General features: G+C 70.1%; 15 protein-coding genes and 1 tRNA gene. 9 read left to right on the top strand and 7 right to left on the bottom strand.

Annotation, left to right across the window (positions count from 1 at the left end; all coding sequences use genetic code 11):
- Positions 1-43 precede the first annotated feature (43 nt).
- Positions 44-583 carry a disulfide bond formation protein B gene (locus AACZ75_RS05940; protein WP_339871826.1) on the top strand — a complete coding sequence of 180 codons (540 nt, stop codon included), beginning with the start codon at positions 44-46 and terminating at the stop codon, positions 581-583.
- Complete coding sequence (locus AACZ75_RS05935) at positions 567-1,151, top strand: demethoxyubiquinone hydroxylase family protein (RefSeq protein WP_339871824.1); 585 nt, start codon at positions 567-569, stop codon at positions 1,149-1,151. Before AACZ75_RS05940 ends, AACZ75_RS05935 begins: the two co-directional genes overlap by 17 nt.
- A gap of 19 nt (positions 1,152-1,170) precedes the next feature.
- Here the strand turns inward: AACZ75_RS05935 and AACZ75_RS05930 are convergent, their stop codons facing one another.
- The 3 genes from AACZ75_RS05930 to ppa form a co-directional block, all read right to left on the bottom strand.
- Positions 1,171-2,151, bottom strand: coding sequence for an esterase-like activity of phytase family protein (locus AACZ75_RS05930; RefSeq protein WP_339871823.1), 981 nt, complete (start codon positions 2,149-2,151; stop codon positions 1,171-1,173).
- Positions 2,148-4,034, bottom strand: a complete 1,887-nt coding sequence (cobT, locus tag AACZ75_RS05925) for a cobaltochelatase subunit CobT (protein ID WP_339871822.1) — start codon at positions 4,032-4,034, stop codon at positions 2,148-2,150. The genes AACZ75_RS05930 and cobT overlap by 4 nt, the downstream gene beginning before the upstream one ends.
- A 299-nt stretch (positions 4,035-4,333) precedes the next feature.
- A complete protein-coding gene (gene ppa / locus AACZ75_RS05920) occupies positions 4,334-4,894 on the bottom strand; it encodes an inorganic diphosphatase (RefSeq protein ID WP_339871821.1) in 561 nt (186 codons plus the stop codon).
- Between the two features lie 134 nt (positions 4,895-5,028).
- Between ppa and AACZ75_RS05915 the strand changes: the two genes are divergently transcribed.
- On the top strand, positions 5,029-5,715 hold the full coding sequence (locus tag AACZ75_RS05915) for a DUF599 family protein (RefSeq protein ID WP_339871820.1): 687 nt from the start codon (positions 5,029-5,031) through the stop codon (positions 5,713-5,715).
- Between the two features lie 214 nt (positions 5,716-5,929).
- On the opposite strand, the gene AACZ75_RS05910 is transcribed toward AACZ75_RS05915, so the two are convergent.
- Entirely contained in the window at positions 5,930-6,784 is an 855-nt protein-coding gene (locus tag AACZ75_RS05910) for an N-formylglutamate amidohydrolase (RefSeq protein ID WP_339871818.1), read from the bottom strand.
- Positions 6,785-6,922: 138 nt separating this feature from the next.
- Between AACZ75_RS05910 and AACZ75_RS05905 the strand changes: the two genes are divergently transcribed.
- The gene (locus tag AACZ75_RS05905) at positions 6,923-7,279 is read left to right on the top strand and encodes a response regulator (RefSeq protein WP_339871817.1); all 357 of its coding nucleotides are present in this window, start codon (positions 6,923-6,925) and stop codon (positions 7,277-7,279) included.
- Between the two features lie 138 nt (positions 7,280-7,417).
- A tRNA-Val gene (locus tag AACZ75_RS05900) sits at positions 7,418-7,492 on the top strand.
- Positions 7,493-7,617: 125 nt separating this feature from the next.
- On the opposite strand, the gene AACZ75_RS05895 is transcribed toward AACZ75_RS05900, so the two are convergent.
- From AACZ75_RS05895 to AACZ75_RS05885, 3 genes are all read right to left on the bottom strand, one after another.
- Positions 7,618-7,821 (bottom strand): hypothetical protein, encoded by a 204-nt coding sequence (locus tag AACZ75_RS05895; protein WP_339871816.1) that lies wholly within the window; start codon positions 7,819-7,821, stop codon positions 7,618-7,620.
- A 78-nt stretch (positions 7,822-7,899) separates the two neighbouring features.
- Positions 7,900-8,628, bottom strand: a complete 729-nt coding sequence (locus AACZ75_RS05890) for a hypothetical protein (RefSeq protein ID WP_339871815.1) — start codon at positions 8,626-8,628, stop codon at positions 7,900-7,902.
- Positions 8,625-9,128, bottom strand: coding sequence for a sigma-70 family RNA polymerase sigma factor (locus AACZ75_RS05885; protein ID WP_339871814.1), 504 nt, complete (start codon positions 9,126-9,128; stop codon positions 8,625-8,627). The genes AACZ75_RS05890 and AACZ75_RS05885 overlap by 4 nt, the downstream gene beginning before the upstream one ends.
- Before the next feature lie 108 nt (positions 9,129-9,236).
- On the opposite strand from AACZ75_RS05885, the gene AACZ75_RS05880 reads away from it, so the two are divergent.
- The 4 genes from AACZ75_RS05880 to scpA all read left to right on the top strand — a co-directional run bounded on the left by AACZ75_RS05880 (position 9,237) and on the right by scpA (position 14,934).
- Positions 9,237-10,547 (top strand): S8 family serine peptidase, encoded by a 1,311-nt coding sequence (locus AACZ75_RS05880; protein ID WP_339871813.1) that lies wholly within the window; start codon positions 9,237-9,239, stop codon positions 10,545-10,547.
- A gap of 93 nt (positions 10,548-10,640) precedes the next feature.
- Positions 10,641-11,249, top strand: a complete 609-nt coding sequence (locus AACZ75_RS05875; RefSeq protein WP_339871812.1) for a hypothetical protein — start codon at positions 10,641-10,643, stop codon at positions 11,247-11,249.
- Between the two features lie 140 nt (positions 11,250-11,389).
- A complete protein-coding gene (locus tag AACZ75_RS05870) occupies positions 11,390-12,790 on the top strand; it encodes a methylmalonyl-CoA mutase family protein (protein ID WP_339871811.1) in 1,401 nt (466 codons plus the stop codon).
- On the top strand, positions 12,787-14,934 hold the full coding sequence (scpA, locus tag AACZ75_RS05865; protein WP_339871810.1) for a methylmalonyl-CoA mutase: 2,148 nt from the start codon (positions 12,787-12,789) through the stop codon (positions 14,932-14,934). The genes AACZ75_RS05870 and scpA overlap by 4 nt, the downstream gene beginning before the upstream one ends.
- Positions 14,935-14,991 lie beyond the last annotated feature (57 nt).

The raw sequence follows: 14,991 nt of genomic DNA, 5'->3' as shown, positions 1-14,991 counted from the left end.
CGCTCCATCGACGGACCCCGCGCAGGCGTCTATGAATAGGCCGATGACCGACCTTTTTCGTCTCCTGACCCGTTGGTGGACCGCCTTTGCGCTCGGCATTTCGCTGGCGATGCTGGCGGCGGCCCATGCCTTCGAGCGTTTCGGCGGTCTGGCCCCCTGCAATCTGTGCCTGAGGCAGCGCGAGGTCCTGTGGGGCGCGGTGGCCATCGCCCTGGCCGCGACGTTGTGGGCCCTGGTCAGCCGGGCCAGTCGCGGCACGCCGCGGATTGCGGCCTTTCTGCTGTTTCTGGTCTTCCTGACCGGCACGGTCACGGCCGCCTTCCATGCGGGTGGCGAACTGCACTGGTGGGAACTGCCGGCGACCTGCGCGGCCGGGGGCGGCGGACTCGATCTCGAGGCAGCCCTGAATTCGCTGGCCCTGGGTACCGGCCCGGTGGCGCGGGTGGCCATGTGCGACGCCGTGGCATGGAGCTGGCTGGGCCTGTCCATGGCAGGATGGAATGCGCTGATTTCGGCGACCCTCGCCATCGTCAGCCTGCTGGCCGCCAAACGGCCCAAGGATGCCCGTGCCCCCGCAAAGTGACGCCGACGACCGCCGCATTCCCCTGCCCCGCCCGGGTCGGGGAGCCGGTCGCGCGCGCCGGGCCGAGATCCTGAGGGTGGATCACGCCGGGGAATATGCCGCAGTCCATATCTACCGCGCCCAGCAGGCGGTGTTCCGCGGCCGTTCCGGTCATGAATCCCTGGCCGCCGACATGGGCGAGATGGGTGAGCAGGAGGCGGTGCATCTGGCCCGGTTCGAGGCCTTGCTTAACGCCGAACGGGTGCGGCCGACCCTGATGACCCCGGTCTGGCGTCTGGCGGCCACGGCATTGGGGGCGGGGACGGCGCTGATGGGCGAAAAGGCCGCCCATGCCTGTACCGAGGCCGTTGAGAGCGTGATCGAGCAGCATTATGCCGAACAGATCGCCGAACTGGCCGACCGGGATCCGGCGCTGGCCGCCGAACTGACGCAGTTCCGGGACGAGGAACTGGCGCATCATGACCATGCGGTCGAACAGGGTAGCCGCGACGCCCCCGGTCACCGCCTGCTGAGCGCCGTAATCAAGGCCGGCTGCCGGGTAGCGATCAAGGTCAGCGAGCGGGTCTGATTGCGCCGCGGCCCGACGGTCAGTGCCGGGCGTTGGCCAGGTCGAAGGCCAGCAGCAGGGTGCGCTGCCTGTCGCTGAAATTGTCGTCGGACAGCAGGTAGAGCCGGACGCCACCGGGGGTGGCGACGGCGGCAATGCCTTCGAAATTGTCGACCGTGCCGGGGTGTTTAAGCTCGATCAGGACAGGGCCGAGGCTGCCGTCCACCGCCATGCGGCGCACGCGGGCGCGCACGTCGGCGGGCGGGCGGAAGCTGCGTTCAACCGCAAACCAGCCGTTTCCCGCCGGGTCCCGGTCCAGGCCGGTGATGCGGTAGTCGGCATCGGTCAGCAGGGCCGCAGGCGGCGCGACCACGGCGCGACAGCCGGTCGACCCACAGTCCCAGACGCCGCCGGACTCCCCGGTGGCACGCCAGCCGCCCGGCGCGGCACTGAGCCCCTCCATCCCGTCATTGGCCGGAAAGGCATAGTCGGGTGCGGCGACGGGGACAGGGTGTGCGCCCGGCCGGGCCAAGGGGCCATAGTTCCAGATGCGGTGGTCGCGCTCGAAACTGATCAGCAGGTCGCCGGTGGCGGTGATGACCAGGCCTTCGGCGTCGCCGTCGACCTTTTCGGTGATCGGGCGGCCGTCGGTCAGGGTCAGGCGGCGGACGCGGGGCTGGTCCAGGCCTGTCAGGCGACCCTGACGGTCGAGCCTCAGCCGGGCCCGGACAAGGTCTCCGGCATCGGTCACGCTGACCAGGTCACCGTCGAGGATTTTCAGATCCGACAGGCCGTGCAGGGGCGTGGTTTCGGGGCTGGCGACGACGATGCCACCGGCGAACCGGACCCCTTCCACGAGCCGGGCCCCGGGCAGCAGGCCGAGACTGACCGGGCGGGTCTGCGCCGCAACCGGAATCCAGCCGTCGGCGGACGTCGTGACATACGGCGCGACAGGCAGGGTGGCGCAGGCCGCCAGGGCCAGGGCCGCGGCCAGCGCCCCGAAGCGTCTGAACAGGGTCATGCGGCTCTCCGGGATCGGGCGCGGCCGGTGGCGCGCTCGACCGTCTTGGGCTTGGCGTCGAACAGTTCAGCCAGTTTCTCGATGATGACCCCGGCCAGCTGTTCCACATCCACGATGGTCACGGCGCGACGGTACCAGCGGGTCACGTCATGGCCGATGCCGATGGCGATCAGTTCGACCGGCGAGCGGGTTTCGATCTCCTCGATCACCTGACGCAGGTGTTTGTCCAGATAGAGGGCGGCGTTGGCTGACTGGGTCGAGTCGTCGACCGGCGACCCGTCGGAGATGACCATCAGGATGCGACGGGCCTCGGGCCGGGCCGTGAGCCGGTCGTGGGCCCAGGTCAGGGCCTCGCCGTCGATGTTTTCCTTGAGCAGCCCCTCGCGCATCATCAGGCCGAGGTTCTTGCGGGACCGGCGCCACGGCGAGTCGGCGGCCTTGTAGATGATGTGGCGCAGGTCATTCAGCCGGCCGGGCATGGCCGGCTTGCCGGCGCTGATCCAGGCCTCGCGCGACTGGCCGCCCTTCCAGGCCCGGGTGGTGAAACCGAGAATCTCGACCTTCACCCCGCACCGCTCCAGCGTGCGGGCCAGGATGTCGGCGCAGACGGCCGCGACCATGATCGGGCGTCCGCGCATGGAGCCGGAGTTGTCGAGCAACAGGGTCACGACCGTGTCGCGGAACGGGCTTTCGCTCTCGGCCTTGAAGGTCAGGGGCGCGGTCGGGTCGGTGATGATCCGGGTCAGGCGGGCCGTATCCAGCACCCCTTCCTCGAGATCGAACGACCAGCTGCGGTTCTGTTGGGCCATCAGGCGACGCTGCAGCTTGTTGGCGAGGCGGGAGACGATGCTGCTGAGGGCCGTCAGCTGCTGGTCCAGCAGGGCGCGCAGCCGGTCCAGTTCCATCGGGTCGCACAGGTCGGCGGCGTCGATGACCTCGTCATAGGCGGTGGTGAACACCTTGTAGGCGTCGACGGCCCGGCCGTCGTCGCTGGTCTGCTGGCGGTTGGGCAGGGAGCCGTCATCCAGTTCCGGCCCGTCCTCGGTCGCGTCGCCGTCCGGATCGGCCGGGCTGCCGTCGGGGCGGGCGTCGCGATCCTCCTCGGCCGACTGGTCGTCGGCGGTGCCCTCCATCGACTGGCCGCCCTCGCTGCCGGAGTCATCCTCGTCGTCCTGATCGTCGGCGGCGTCCGGGTCCTGGGGGTCGGGCTCCTCGTCGCCCTGGTCCTCGGACGCGTCGTCGCCCCGGCCGTCGCCGGGGTCCATGTCCAGCGCCCGCAGCACCTCGCGCAGCTTGAGAGCGAAGGCTTCCTGATCGTCGGCGCTGGCTGCAAGGGCGTCCAGCGGGTCGCCGGCCCGGGTTTCGATGTCGGCGCGCACCAGATCGACCATGGCCCGGGCCGCGTCGGGGGCGGGCAGGCCGGTCAGGCGTTCGCGCACCATCAGGGCCAGGGCCTCGGGTACCGAGACCTGTTCGGCGTCGGCGGCGCGCAGGGCCCCGCTCTTTTCCAGCCGGGTCAGCAGGGCCGCGCCCATATTGGCGCGCACGCCGGCGAGGGACCGGGAGCCGACGGCCTCGACCCGGGCCTGCTCGACCGCCTCAAACACCTCGGCGGCGCGGCTGTCGGCGGGGCGCAGGCGGCTGTGCAGGCCTTCGTCGTGATTGGCCAGACGCAGGGCCAGCCGGTCGGTCTGTCCCCGCAGGGTGGCGCTGTCAGGGCCGGACGGGTCGCGGGGCGGGTGCGGCAGGGTCAGGATGCCGTTGACCAGCCGCGGCCCGTCGGAGCCGAAGGTCACCTCCAGCTCGGCCTGCTCCGCCAGGGCGCGCGCCGCATGGGCGAGCGCACGCTTGAAGGTCTCGGCGGGGGTGTCGGCAGCGGCCATGGGCTTCGTTAGCGTGTCCTGCAGGAGGGGTGAAGACATGGTCGCGGTGGGCGAGGGCTTATTCTCGTCCGGTGGTGGATTTGGCAGGGTTCTGGAAAAACGGGGTGCCAACCCTGCCAACCCTGCCAACCGGCCCTGGTGTCCGGCAACACCGGCCGCACAGCCAAATGCGACCCGCGCAATTTACCACACCGGACGCGGGCGCCAGGTTCTGGACGGGATATTTAATGAAAACCCGGCGAATCCAGACGGTTGTAACGGCCTGAGGTGCTGGAAGCCGGCAGGTTTTCCGCGCCGGATCAGGCGGCGTTGGCCTCGATGGCGGCCTTCAGCTTGTCCTGGTGGGCGCGCATGCCCGTGACGATCAGCTCTGCCGCCTCGCCGGCGTCGCCCCAGCCCTTCACGGTGGTTTCCTTGTTCTTCTCCAGGTCCTTGTAGCGGGTGAAGAAGTGCTGGATCTGCTCGACCATGATGTTGGGCAGCTGCCGGTAGCTGGCGATGTCGGTGTAATAGGGGTGCAGGGCGTCGACCGGCACGGCGAGGATCTTCTCGTCCATGCCCTTTTCGTCTTCCATGATCAGCACGCCGATCGGCCGTGAGCGGATCACGCAGCCCGGCACGACCGGGGTCGGGTTCAGCACGATGACGTCGCAGGGGTCGCCATCGTCCGACAGGGTGTGCGGCACAAAGCCGTAGTTGCCCGGGTAGTACATGGCGGTGTGCAGGAAACGGTCGACGAACAGGGCCCCCGACTCCTTGTCCATCTCGTACTTGACCGGGAGACCACCCTGCGGGATCTCGATGATCACATTCAGGTCCCAGGGCGGATTGGGGCCGACGGGGATGGCGTCGATGTTCATGGTCGAACCGTATTGTGCAACTGCGAAGGAGAGGCGGGCGTGATAGTCCGGGTCGGGCCGGGGAGCAAGGCTGACTTGCTCCTGGACCCATCCGGCGGCAGGACAATGGCGCCGCGCGACCCAGGGAGTGGACGATGACGATTCCGGATATCGCGGCCTTGAGCCTCTTCATGGTGTGCTGGCTCGGCTACGGACCCCTGCTGGATGTGCTGGCACGGCGCAGCGGTACGCTGAACGATGACATGACCCTCGTGCGGCGGGCCTGGATGCGGGTCATGGTCCACCGCGAGATCCGCATGGTCGACAGCCAGTTGATGGGCCATACGATCAACTCGGCCTCCTTCTTCGCCTCGACCAACCTGCTTCTGATCGCGGCCGTCGGCGGAATTTTGTTCGGCGGTGAGGGCGCGCTGCGGGGCGTGGCCGCGGTCGGGGCGGAGGCGGTCCCGCTGCCTCTGCTCGAAGGCAAACTGGCGCTGATCCTGGTCTGCCTGGCGCGGGGGCTGCTGGACTTCATCTGGTCGATCCGCCAGCTCAACTACACCCTGGCCCTGATCGGGGCGGCGCCGGAGACCCATGAGGCCGCGGATCGTGTCGCCCTGGGCGATGCTGCGGCGGCCTTGCTGAATCCGGCCCTGAGCGCCTTCAGCCAGGGGGTGCGCGGCTACTATTTCGCCCTGGCAGCGGCAGCCTGGCTGTTCGGACCCTGGTGGCTGGCGGCGGGCGTCGCCTCGGCCTTCGCCCTGCTGATCTGGCGACAGGCCGGTTCGCCGGCCGCCCGGGCGATCCGCACCGCCCGCAGGCTTCTGGAAACGAAATAGGTTTGCCGGCAACGCTTGACTGATCGCGCCGCCCGCGCGGCCCGGACCGGAATGAACAGGCCGTAACAGGCGGTGATCGCAGGTGCGAGAAGGTCTCTTGACGTATTGTGCGCTGCAACCTAACTTTCTCGACGACGCCTCCGGGCGTCATGCCCTTTCTGGGCGTTTCCTCCCTATAGACTTCAATGCCGCACCCCCGGGTGCGGCATTTTTTTCAGGGCGCGTCGGCACACAGGGCGGTGATGACCCGCTCCAGTCCGCTGACGCAGCGCGACCAGCCCGGGCCCGGCTCGCGCGTCGATTCGTCGAAATAGAGCCCCCGGTTCAGTTCGATCTGGATGGCGTTGAAGCCGTCGTCCGGCCGACCCCAGATCCGGGTCGAATACCCGCCGGAATAGGGCTGGTTCAGGGCGACCCGCCAGCCGAGGCGTTCGAAGGCGGCTCTCAGATATCGGGTCAGACCGGCGGCGCAGCTCGTGCCGAAGCGATCGCCGAGGACCACATCGGGACCGGTCGCTCCGTCATTCATCCGCGCCGGCATCGAATGCCAGTCGATCAGGACGGCGCGGCCGTGACGGGCTTGAGCGGTCTGCATCAGGCCGGCCAGGGCCGTGTGATAGGGCGTGTGGACCCGCGCGATCCGGTCCCGGGCCTCGTGCAGTGGCAGGGTACGGTCATACAGAGGCAGACCGTCGCTGCCGAGGCGTGGCAGGACGCCAAATCCCCCCGCGACCTTGGCCGACATCGGGACATCGGGGACATCGTCGATCAATCGGGGGTCCAGTTCGGCCGGGTCCCGGTTCAGGTCCACATAGGCGCGGCCGATCTGGCCGGCGATGACCACGGCGCCATGGTCGGGGCCGGACTCGATCAGGCGGTCGACCAGGGCGTCCTCCGTGCCGTGCAGGGCCTTGGGCGTCAGGTCCGCCCTCGCCCGGAGATCGGCCGGGCAGAACCGGCCGGAGTGGGGCGAGGCGAAGACGAACGGGCCGGGAGCGTTCCGGCCCGGGGTGATACGGTAGCCCCCGGGCAGGGCCGGTCCGGCGGCGTCGCTGGCGACGGCTGTCATCTCTGGCTTCATCCGCGGCATGTCTGCATCATTTCCCGGACCGTACACAGGTCGCGTCCAGGCATATTGCTGTTTTTCATGGCCGGTTTACCGTTCCGGGCCTAGCGTCAGGGTCAAAGATCAAGGGACGACCGGGGTATGGCGCGAATTCTGCTGGCTGAAGACGATAGTTCGCTACGGGGATTCCTCACGCGAGCGCTGGAACGGGCCGGCCATTCGGTGGTCGACTGCGAGAACGGTGACGACGCCATCGACGCGCTGGACCAGGGCCCGTGGGACCTGCTGCTGACCGATATCGTCATGCCCGGTGCCGACGGGATCGAGGTCGCCCGCGTCGCCGCCGCCCGTCAGCCGGGCATTCGCATCATGTTCATCACCGGTTTCGCCGCCGTGGCCCTGACGGCGGCACAGGCTTCGCCCCAGGCCAAGGTCCTGTCCAAGCCCGTGCATCTGCGGGATCTGGTGACCGAGGTCGAACGGATGGTCGCGGCCTAGCTTCACCGCCGCCGCCACGGCCCCCGGCGTTCAAATTCATTTGTGAGCGGTTGCGGCGTGTTGGCTCTTGCAGTGCGCGCGGCGACCGGGTTATAGACCGCTCCTTCCCGTTCCGGACCTGTCCGGAACCGCTTTGGCGGATGCGTAGCTCAGCGGGAGAGCACCTCGTTGACATCGAGGGGGTCACAGGTTCAATCCCTGTCGCGTCCACCATTCCCTTTTCCTGACAATCAACCCAGCCATCGCCCGACCGGGTCGGGTGGGGGCCGGCGTTTGCGCGGATCACGTCCGGTGGCGTCGGTCGAGGCCGGTGGGCGGCCAACCCGGGCCGTCCCGGTTCAGGGCGCGGTGACGGCGTCATCCAGCACGGGGGCCGGCAGATCGTCCGCCATGATCGGTGCGGCAGACGCCGACAGGGTGGCCGCGAGGCGTTCGTATTCCTCCGCCAGTTGCAGGTCCGCCGCCTTCGCCCGGGCGTCGTGCCGTTCGGCGGCCCGCTGTCGCCAGACGGCGGCTCGATCCCTGAATTTGTCCGCGTCCACCCGAAACCTCACGACGACGGCAAAGCTGCCTGCGAAGGTCCAACGACGGAGCGGGACGAATTCATCCCATGGATGGCGTCAGGGTTCAGGCCATCCGGCGGCGAGGAGATCGGCCTCGGTGGCTGTGTCGAGGCTCTGACCGCTGATCAGGGCGTCGACCTCGGCCAGGATGGCCGGCGGCGTTTCGGCCGAGGCGGTGCGCAGACCGGAGCCGGGCGCGACCCACGGGGTGATCACCCGGGCCTGCCAGTGGCCGTCCCGGCGACAGGCCAGGCCCGCCACGCCGTCGGTGTCGGCGGCAAAGGTCCGGCACCATTCCCCCTCGACGGATCTGAAGGTCAGGTTCACCCGGTGTCCGGACGCGTCGGCCCCGTCGCCGGCCCGGCGGGTGTCGAGCACGCGGGTCAGGGCCCCGTCGGCGATTTGTCCGCCTGGTTGCAGGACAAGACCGTCCGGCGTCGGACCCGGCGCGAGCCAGCCGACGCCGATCCCGGCCGCGAACCCGGCGGCGGCCAGGCCGGCCCACAGCGCCGGGCGCGGAAGCCAGGCGGCGAGCCGGTCTGCGGGCGCAAACCGCCGCGCCCGCGCGCCGCGGGCGTTGGACCGGATGCGGGCGGCGAGAGCGGCATCGCGGGGGTCGACGACGATCGGAAAGGCCTCGCGCGCCACCGTACGGGCCCCGCGCAGGGCCTCGGCACGGGCCTGCAGCGCCGGATCCCGCGCGAGGGCGGCCGCGACCCGCTCGTGCTCGGCGGCGGGCAGTTCGCCGTCGACAAAGGCCATCAGGGTCAGGTCGTCGAGGGTCATGGATTCACTCCCTGTGCGGCGAGGGTCTCGATCAGGGTCTGTCGGGCCCGGACCAGACGACTGGTCAGGGTTCCGGCCGGGACTCCCGCGACGGCGGCCGCCTCGGCGTAGGACAGGCCGTCGATCAGGACCAGGGCCACGGCCAGCTGCTGGTCGCGCGGCAGGGCGTGGATGGCGGTGCGCACGGCCATGGCGTCGGCGCGCAGGGCTTCGCCGGCCATGCTGACGTCGGCCACGGCCTCGCTCGCCGCGGTGGCCGGCGTGACGACCCGGCCCCAGCGGGTGCGCGACCGCCCCTGGTCGATGAACAGGCGTCTCATGATGGTGAAGGTCCAGCTGTCCAGACGGGTGCCGGGCCGAAAGCCCGAGCGTTTGGCCAGGGCGCGTTCAACGGTGTCCTGGACCAGATCGTTGGCATCGACCTCGGAGCGGGCCAGGGCGCGGGCCAGCCGGCGCAGGCGCGGCAGCAGCGCGACAAGGCCTTCCTGAAACTCATCCAATGGCGATCCCGGGTCATGATGGATAGAACGGTGTCGGCCGGACGTTTCATCCATAACGGCCGCGCGACCAAGAATTTTCTGACACGGCCCGGCGGAACGGAGGCGCGAATGATTCGATCAGTCATGGTGGCGATCGTCCTGGCGGGGCTGGCTACGGGTTCGCCGGCCCTGGCCCAGATCGGCCTGCCGTCACTGCCGGGACCGGGTCTGCCGCCGGGTCGGATCGAGACGCTGCCCGGCCGGGTGGTCGGACGCGTGGACGCCCTGGAGCGGCAGGTTGACGCTGTGGTCGAGGCGGCTCCGTCCCATCTGACCCGCCTGATCCGTCAGTCGCGCGGGGCGCTTGAGGCCGATCCCCAGGGCTGGCCGGTCGTGCGCGGCGAAATTCTCGCCACGGATCCCGATCCGGCCGCGCTTGAACGGGCCCGGGCCGACGGTTTCTCCGTGCTGCGTGAAACCCGGCTGGAGGGGCTGGACCTGACGGTCGTGGTCCTGACCCCGCCGCGGGGTATGGCGCTGCGGGACGGGGTCGAACGCCTGGCGGGTATCGATCCGCAGGGCAGCTACACCTTCAATCACATCCACGGGCCGGCCGGATCCGCAATTGTCGTTGCCGGGCGGGTGGCTGTGCCGACCTCGGGGTCGTCGCCCGGTCGACGGGTCGGGATGATTGATACCGGCGTGGAGGGCGGTCATCCCAGCCTGTCGTCCGTGACCCTGATCCAGCAGGGCTTCGCCGGTCCCGTTCGTCCCGCCGCCCACGGCACCGCGGTTGCCTCGTTGCTGGCCGGACGCGGGCCGGGCTTCGCGGGGGCGGTGCCCGGCGCGGACCTGTTTGCCGCCGATGTCTACGGCGGGGCGGTGACCGGTGGTTCGGCCGAAACCCTGGCAAGGGCGCTGGCCTGGATGGCGGCGCGCGACGTCAGGGTGATCAACATCAGCCTGGTCGGCCCACGCAATCCGCTGGTCGAGGTGGTGGTCGGCCGACTGGTCGGGCGCGATCATCTGCTGGTCGCGGCGGTCGGCAACGACGGTCCGGCCGCGCCGCCGTTGTTTCCGGCGGCCTATCCGGGTGTGATCGGCGTCACGGCGGTCAGTGGTCGCGATCGTGTTCTGCCGGAGGCCGGGCGCGGCGCGCAGGTGGATTTTGCGGCACCCGGGGCTGATATGGCCGCGGCCACGCTGGGCGGAGGCTATGCCACCGTGCGTGGGGCCTCCTTCGCCGCCCCGCTCGTCGCCGGCCTGCTGGCCGCTCGCCTGGAGGACGGGCGGGCGGAACGAGCCGTCGCGGCGCTGGCACGGGAGGCGCGCGACCTGGGGGCCGCAGGGACCGATCCGGTCTACGGCCGGGGTCTGGTCGGGGCTGAGCTCCGGGTCGCCCCCCGGGCCGTCGGGGCGCGTGGACGACTGACGCGCTGAAAGAAATCCGGACGACGGATGAAATCCGCATGGCCCGTCGTTGGGCTCACTGAGGGCAACGTCTGTCCTCAATGAGTTTCAGGAGAAGACACCATGCGCAAGATCCTATTGCTGACCGCGAGTGCGACAGTTGCCCTGGTCATGGCCGGCGGGGCCCAGGCCCAGGTGGTCGGCGGCATTACCGGCGGAATCACCGGAGGTGGTGGTGGCAGCCTCGGTGGACTCGGCAGTGTGACCGGGCAGGCCGGCGGTTCGGGAAGTGGTGCCTTCGGCGGATCGATTGATCGCGGCATTGTCAGCGACCGTCTGGGCGAGACCACCAGCCTGGCCGAGCAGGCCCGCGCCCGGGCCGAGTCCCGCGCTGAACGAACCCGCGCGCGGGCCTCTGCCGCCGCTGCGCGCGCGGAACGCGCGGCCGCCCGTACCCGGGACCAGGCCCGCGGCACCGCCGCCGGTGCACTCAATACTGTCCGGTCGACCGAACTGTCGGGTGCCGCCGCCGGATCGGGTTCGGGCCATGCCGGGACCGACAACGGTGTCGGAACCACCGGTGGGCTGATGTCGGACAGCCGGTCGGAATCCGGCAACAGCGCGGCGCGGGGTGGAGCCTCGTCGTCCGGCTCGGCGTCCGCCAATCGTAACGGTGTAGCGGTGTCTGCCAGCGGCGACGCCGATGCCTCGGGATCGACCCGTCCGCAATAGTCGACCGCCTCCCCGACAGCCGATCGGCCCCGTCGCGCGAGCGGCGGGGCCTTTCCGTGTGTGCCTCCCGGTCGCTCCCCGGACTGGACGCGCGGCGTGTGCCCGCGCCATAGAGGCGCAGGTTTTTCGCTGGAGTCCCTATGTCCGAATTGTTCGTCCGGCCGACCCGTGCCCAATGGGCGGCCCAGGCCGGCAAGGCCCTGAAGGGGCGCGCGCTGTCAGAGTTGACGCGAACGGACGCCGACGGCCTGACGGTCGCGCCCCTGTATGCGGCCGATGATGCGGTCGCCCCGGTGTTCGCGTCGCGGGCCGCGGACGCCGACGGCCGGGCCTGGGATCTGCGCACCCTGATCGAGGGCGACACCCCGGAGTCGGTCAATGCGGCGGTGCTGGCCGATCTGGAGGGCGGCGCGGCCTCGGTGATCCTGTCAGGGGCCGTTTTGTCGGACAGCGACCTGCTGGCGCGCGCGCTGGACGGGGTGGCGCTGGAGCTGGCGGCGGTCGGGCTCGACGCCGGGCTCGCCGGTCCGGTCGCGGCCGATGCGCTGGCGGTGGCGGCCAAGGGCTCGCCGCGGGCGATGCTGCGCTTCCACCTGGATCCGGTTTCGGCCTTCGCTGCTGCCGGGGCCGCGCCGCGGCCGCTCGATGAGCACCTGACCCTTGCCGCCAATACAGCGGCGCGGCATGCGGGTGCCTATCCTGAAGCCAGTTTCTTCCTGGCCAGTGGCCGGGTCGTGCATGAGGCCGGGGGCTCGGCCGGACAGGAGCTCGGTTTTGCCGCCGCTTCGGCCCTGGCCAGCCTCAAGGCGGGCGTCGCGGCGGGGCTTAGCCTCGAACGGGCGGCGCGGGGCACGGTTCTGGGTGTGTCGGTCGATGCTGAATATTTTGACGCCCTGGCCCGGGTGCGGGCCCTGCGGCTGATCTGGGGTTCGCTGGTCAGGGCCCTGGGGCTGGAGGTGCCCGCGACGATCGAGGCGCGCTCGTCGCGGCGCATGCTGTCGGCGCGCGATCCCTGGCCCAATCTGCTGCGGCTGACCGCAGCGGGATTCGCCGGAGCCGTCGGCGGGGCCGATGCGGTGGTGCTGGACGGGTTCAGTCGCGCCGCCGGACGCCCGGACGCCTTCGCCCGGCGGCTGGCGCGCAACACCCAGCTGGTGCTGATGGAAGAGGCCCATCTGGGCCGGGTCGACGATCCGGCGGCGGGTTCCTGGTTCCTCGACGCCCGCACCCGCGATCTGGCCGAGGCCGGCTGGGCCGAGCTCCAGCGCATCGAGGGCGAGGGCGGCGTGATCGCGGCCCTGAAGGCCGGAACGATCCAGGCGCGGGTGGCCACGGCCCGCGCATTGCGCGAGACCGATCTGGCCGAGGGCCGGGCCCAGCTGATCGGGGTCACCAAATTCGTCAATGCCGAGACGCGTTCGGCCCCGGTCGAAGCCGAGCCGGCGGCGACTGTGTCCGGCGGCGGTGATGCCTGTGTGCCGCTGACCCCGGTGCGGTTCGCCGCGCCCTTTGAGACGGCGACGCAGGAGGCAGCCCGATGAGCGGCTTTCCCGACTTCACCCGCATCGATCTCGACCCCGGTAGCGTCGGACCCGCACCGCGCCGCGCGGACTGGGACACCCCCGAGGGCATCGTCGTGGCCCCGACCTATGGCCCTGACGCCGTCGACGGGCTGGACTTTACCGGTGGCCTGCCCGGTTTCGCGCCGTTCGTGCGTGGCCCCTATCCGACCATGTATGCGTCCAACCCCTGGACCATTCGGCAGTACGCCGGCTTCTCGACCGCCGAGGAATCCAACGCCTTCTACCGGCGCAATCTGGCGGCCGGTCAGAAGGGGCTGTCGATCGCCTTCGATCTGGCCACGCACCGGGGCTATGACAGTGACCATCCGCGGGTCGCGGGCGATGTCGGCATGGCCGGGGTGGCGATCGATTCCATTCTCGACATGCGCACCCTGTTCGACGGCATTCCGCTGGACACGATGAGCGTGTCGATGACGATGAACGGGGCGGTGCTGCCGATCCTGGCCCTCTATGTCGTGGCCGCCGAGGAACAGGGCGTGCCGCACAGCGCCCTGACCGGGACCATCCAGAACGACATCCTCAAGGAGTTCATGGTCCGCAACACCTACATCTATCCGCCGGAACCCTCGATGCGGATCGTGTCGGACATCTTCGCCTGGACCGCGGCCGAAGCCCCGCGCTTCAACTCGATCTCGATCAGCGGCTATCACATGCAGGAGGCCGGGGCCTCGGCCGATCTGGAGCTGGCCTACACCCTGGCCGACGGCATCGACTATATCCGCGCCGGGGTCGCCTCGGGCATGGATGTCGACACCTTCGCGCCGCGGCTCAGCTTCTTCTGGGCCATCGGCATGAACTATTTCATGGAGGTGGCCAAGATGCGGGCCGCCCGGCTGCTGTGGGCCGAGCTGGTCCAGGCCGAGTTCGCGCCGAAGGATCCCAAATCCCTGTCGCTGCGGGCCCACTGCCAGACCTCGGGCTGGTCGCTGGCGGCCCAGGATGTGTTCAACAATGTGCCGCGCACCGTGGTCGAGGCCATGGCCGCGGCGGGTGGCCAGACCCAGAGCCTGCACACCAATTCGCTGGACGAGGCCCTGGCCCTGCCGACCGATTTTTCGGCCCGGATCGCCCGCAACACCCAGCTGTTCCTGCAGATGGAGACCGGCCTGACCGGAACCATCGATCCCTGGGGCGGCAGCTTCTACGTCGAGCGCCTGACCGCGGACCTGGTCACACGGGCGCGGGCGCACATTGCCGAGATCGCGGCGCTGGGCGGCATGACCAGGGCCATCGAGGCCGGCGTGCCCAAGCTGCGGATCGAGGAGGCCTCGGCCCGGACCCAGGCGCGCATCGACACCGGCCAGCAGACGCTGGTGGGGGTCAACCGCTATCTCAATGATGTGGCGGACGACATTCCGGTGTTGAAGGTCGACAACGCCGAGGTGCGGGCGCGGCAGATCGAGAAGCTGCAGAAGCTGCGGGCCGAGCGCGACGAACCGGCGGTGCAGGCAGCGCTGACCGCCCTGACCGAGGGCGCGCGTGGCGACGGCAACCTGCTGGAACTGACCGTCCGCGCGGCCCGGGCCCATGCGACGGTCGGCGAGATCTCCGATGCGCTGGAAGCGGCCTTCGGGCGGCATGTGGCCACGGTCAAGACGGTCACGGGCGTCTATGCCAAGGCCGCGGGCAAGGATCCGAAGATCAGCCGGGCCCGCGACATGGTCGCCACCTTCATCGAGAACGACGGCGGACCGCCGCGGATCCTGATCGCCAAGCTGGGACAGGACGGCCACGACCGGGGTCAGAAGGTCATCGCCACCGGCTATGGCGATCTGGGACTGGCGGCGACGGCCGGAGCCCTGTTCCAGACCCCGGCCGAGGCGGCGCGCGACGCGGTCGAAAAGAACGTCCACGCGGTCGGGGCCTCGTCCCTGGCGGCCGGGCATCTGACGCTGGTGCCGGAGCTGAAGGCCGAGCTGGAGAAGCTGGGGCGGCCCGACATCATGATTGTGGTCGGCGGGGTGATCCCGCCGTCGGACGTCCAGACCCTGATCGACATGGGGGCGGCGGCTGTCTATCCGCCGGGCTCGGTCATCGCCGAGACCGCCATCGATCTGATCGATCGCCTGAACCAGCGCCTCGGTTACGCCCAGAAGCGCTAGAGCCCGATCGGTTGCGGTGAGCGAGGGGCCAGCGCGGTCCGGATGTCGCGCCGGGCT

The organism is uncultured Brevundimonas sp. (assembly GCF_963975535.1).
In the GTDB taxonomy this organism is placed as follows: Bacteria; Pseudomonadota; Alphaproteobacteria; order Caulobacterales; family Caulobacteraceae; genus Brevundimonas.
This window is presented reverse-complemented; position numbering and strand designations above follow the sequence as displayed.

What these genes read in the sequence shown, in the direction of transcription:
- AACZ75_RS05940 (WP_339871826.1), top strand. Translation starts at nt 44, where the DNA reads ATGACCGACCTTTTTCGTCTCCTGACCCGTTGGTGGACCGCCTTTGCG.
- scpA (WP_339871810.1), top strand. Translation starts at nt 12,787, where the DNA reads ATGAGCGGCTTTCCCGACTTCACCCGCATCGATCTCGACCCCGGTAGC.
- AACZ75_RS05915 (WP_339871820.1), top strand. Translation starts at nt 5,029, where the DNA reads ATGACGATTCCGGATATCGCGGCCTTGAGCCTCTTCATGGTGTGCTGG.
- AACZ75_RS05910 (WP_339871818.1), bottom strand. Translation starts at nt 6,784, where the DNA reads ATGACAGCCGTCGCCAGCGACGCCGCCGGACCGGCCCTGCCCGGGGGC.
- AACZ75_RS05870 (WP_339871811.1), top strand. Translation starts at nt 11,390, where the DNA reads ATGTCCGAATTGTTCGTCCGGCCGACCCGTGCCCAATGGGCGGCCCAG.
- AACZ75_RS05905 (WP_339871817.1), top strand. Translation starts at nt 6,923, where the DNA reads ATGGCGCGAATTCTGCTGGCTGAAGACGATAGTTCGCTACGGGGATTC.
- AACZ75_RS05880 (WP_339871813.1), top strand. Translation starts at nt 9,237, where the DNA reads ATGATTCGATCAGTCATGGTGGCGATCGTCCTGGCGGGGCTGGCTACG.
- cobT (WP_339871822.1), bottom strand. Translation starts at nt 4,034, where the DNA reads ATGGCCGCTGCCGACACCCCCGCCGAGACCTTCAAGCGTGCGCTCGCC.
- AACZ75_RS05875 (WP_339871812.1), top strand. Translation starts at nt 10,641, where the DNA reads ATGCGCAAGATCCTATTGCTGACCGCGAGTGCGACAGTTGCCCTGGTC.
- AACZ75_RS05930 (WP_339871823.1), bottom strand. Translation starts at nt 2,151, where the DNA reads ATGACCCTGTTCAGACGCTTCGGGGCGCTGGCCGCGGCCCTGGCCCTG.
- AACZ75_RS05890 (WP_339871815.1), bottom strand. Translation starts at nt 8,628, where the DNA reads ATGACCCTCGACGACCTGACCCTGATGGCCTTTGTCGACGGCGAACTG.
- ppa (WP_339871821.1), bottom strand. Translation starts at nt 4,894, where the DNA reads ATGAACATCGACGCCATCCCCGTCGGCCCCAATCCGCCCTGGGACCTG.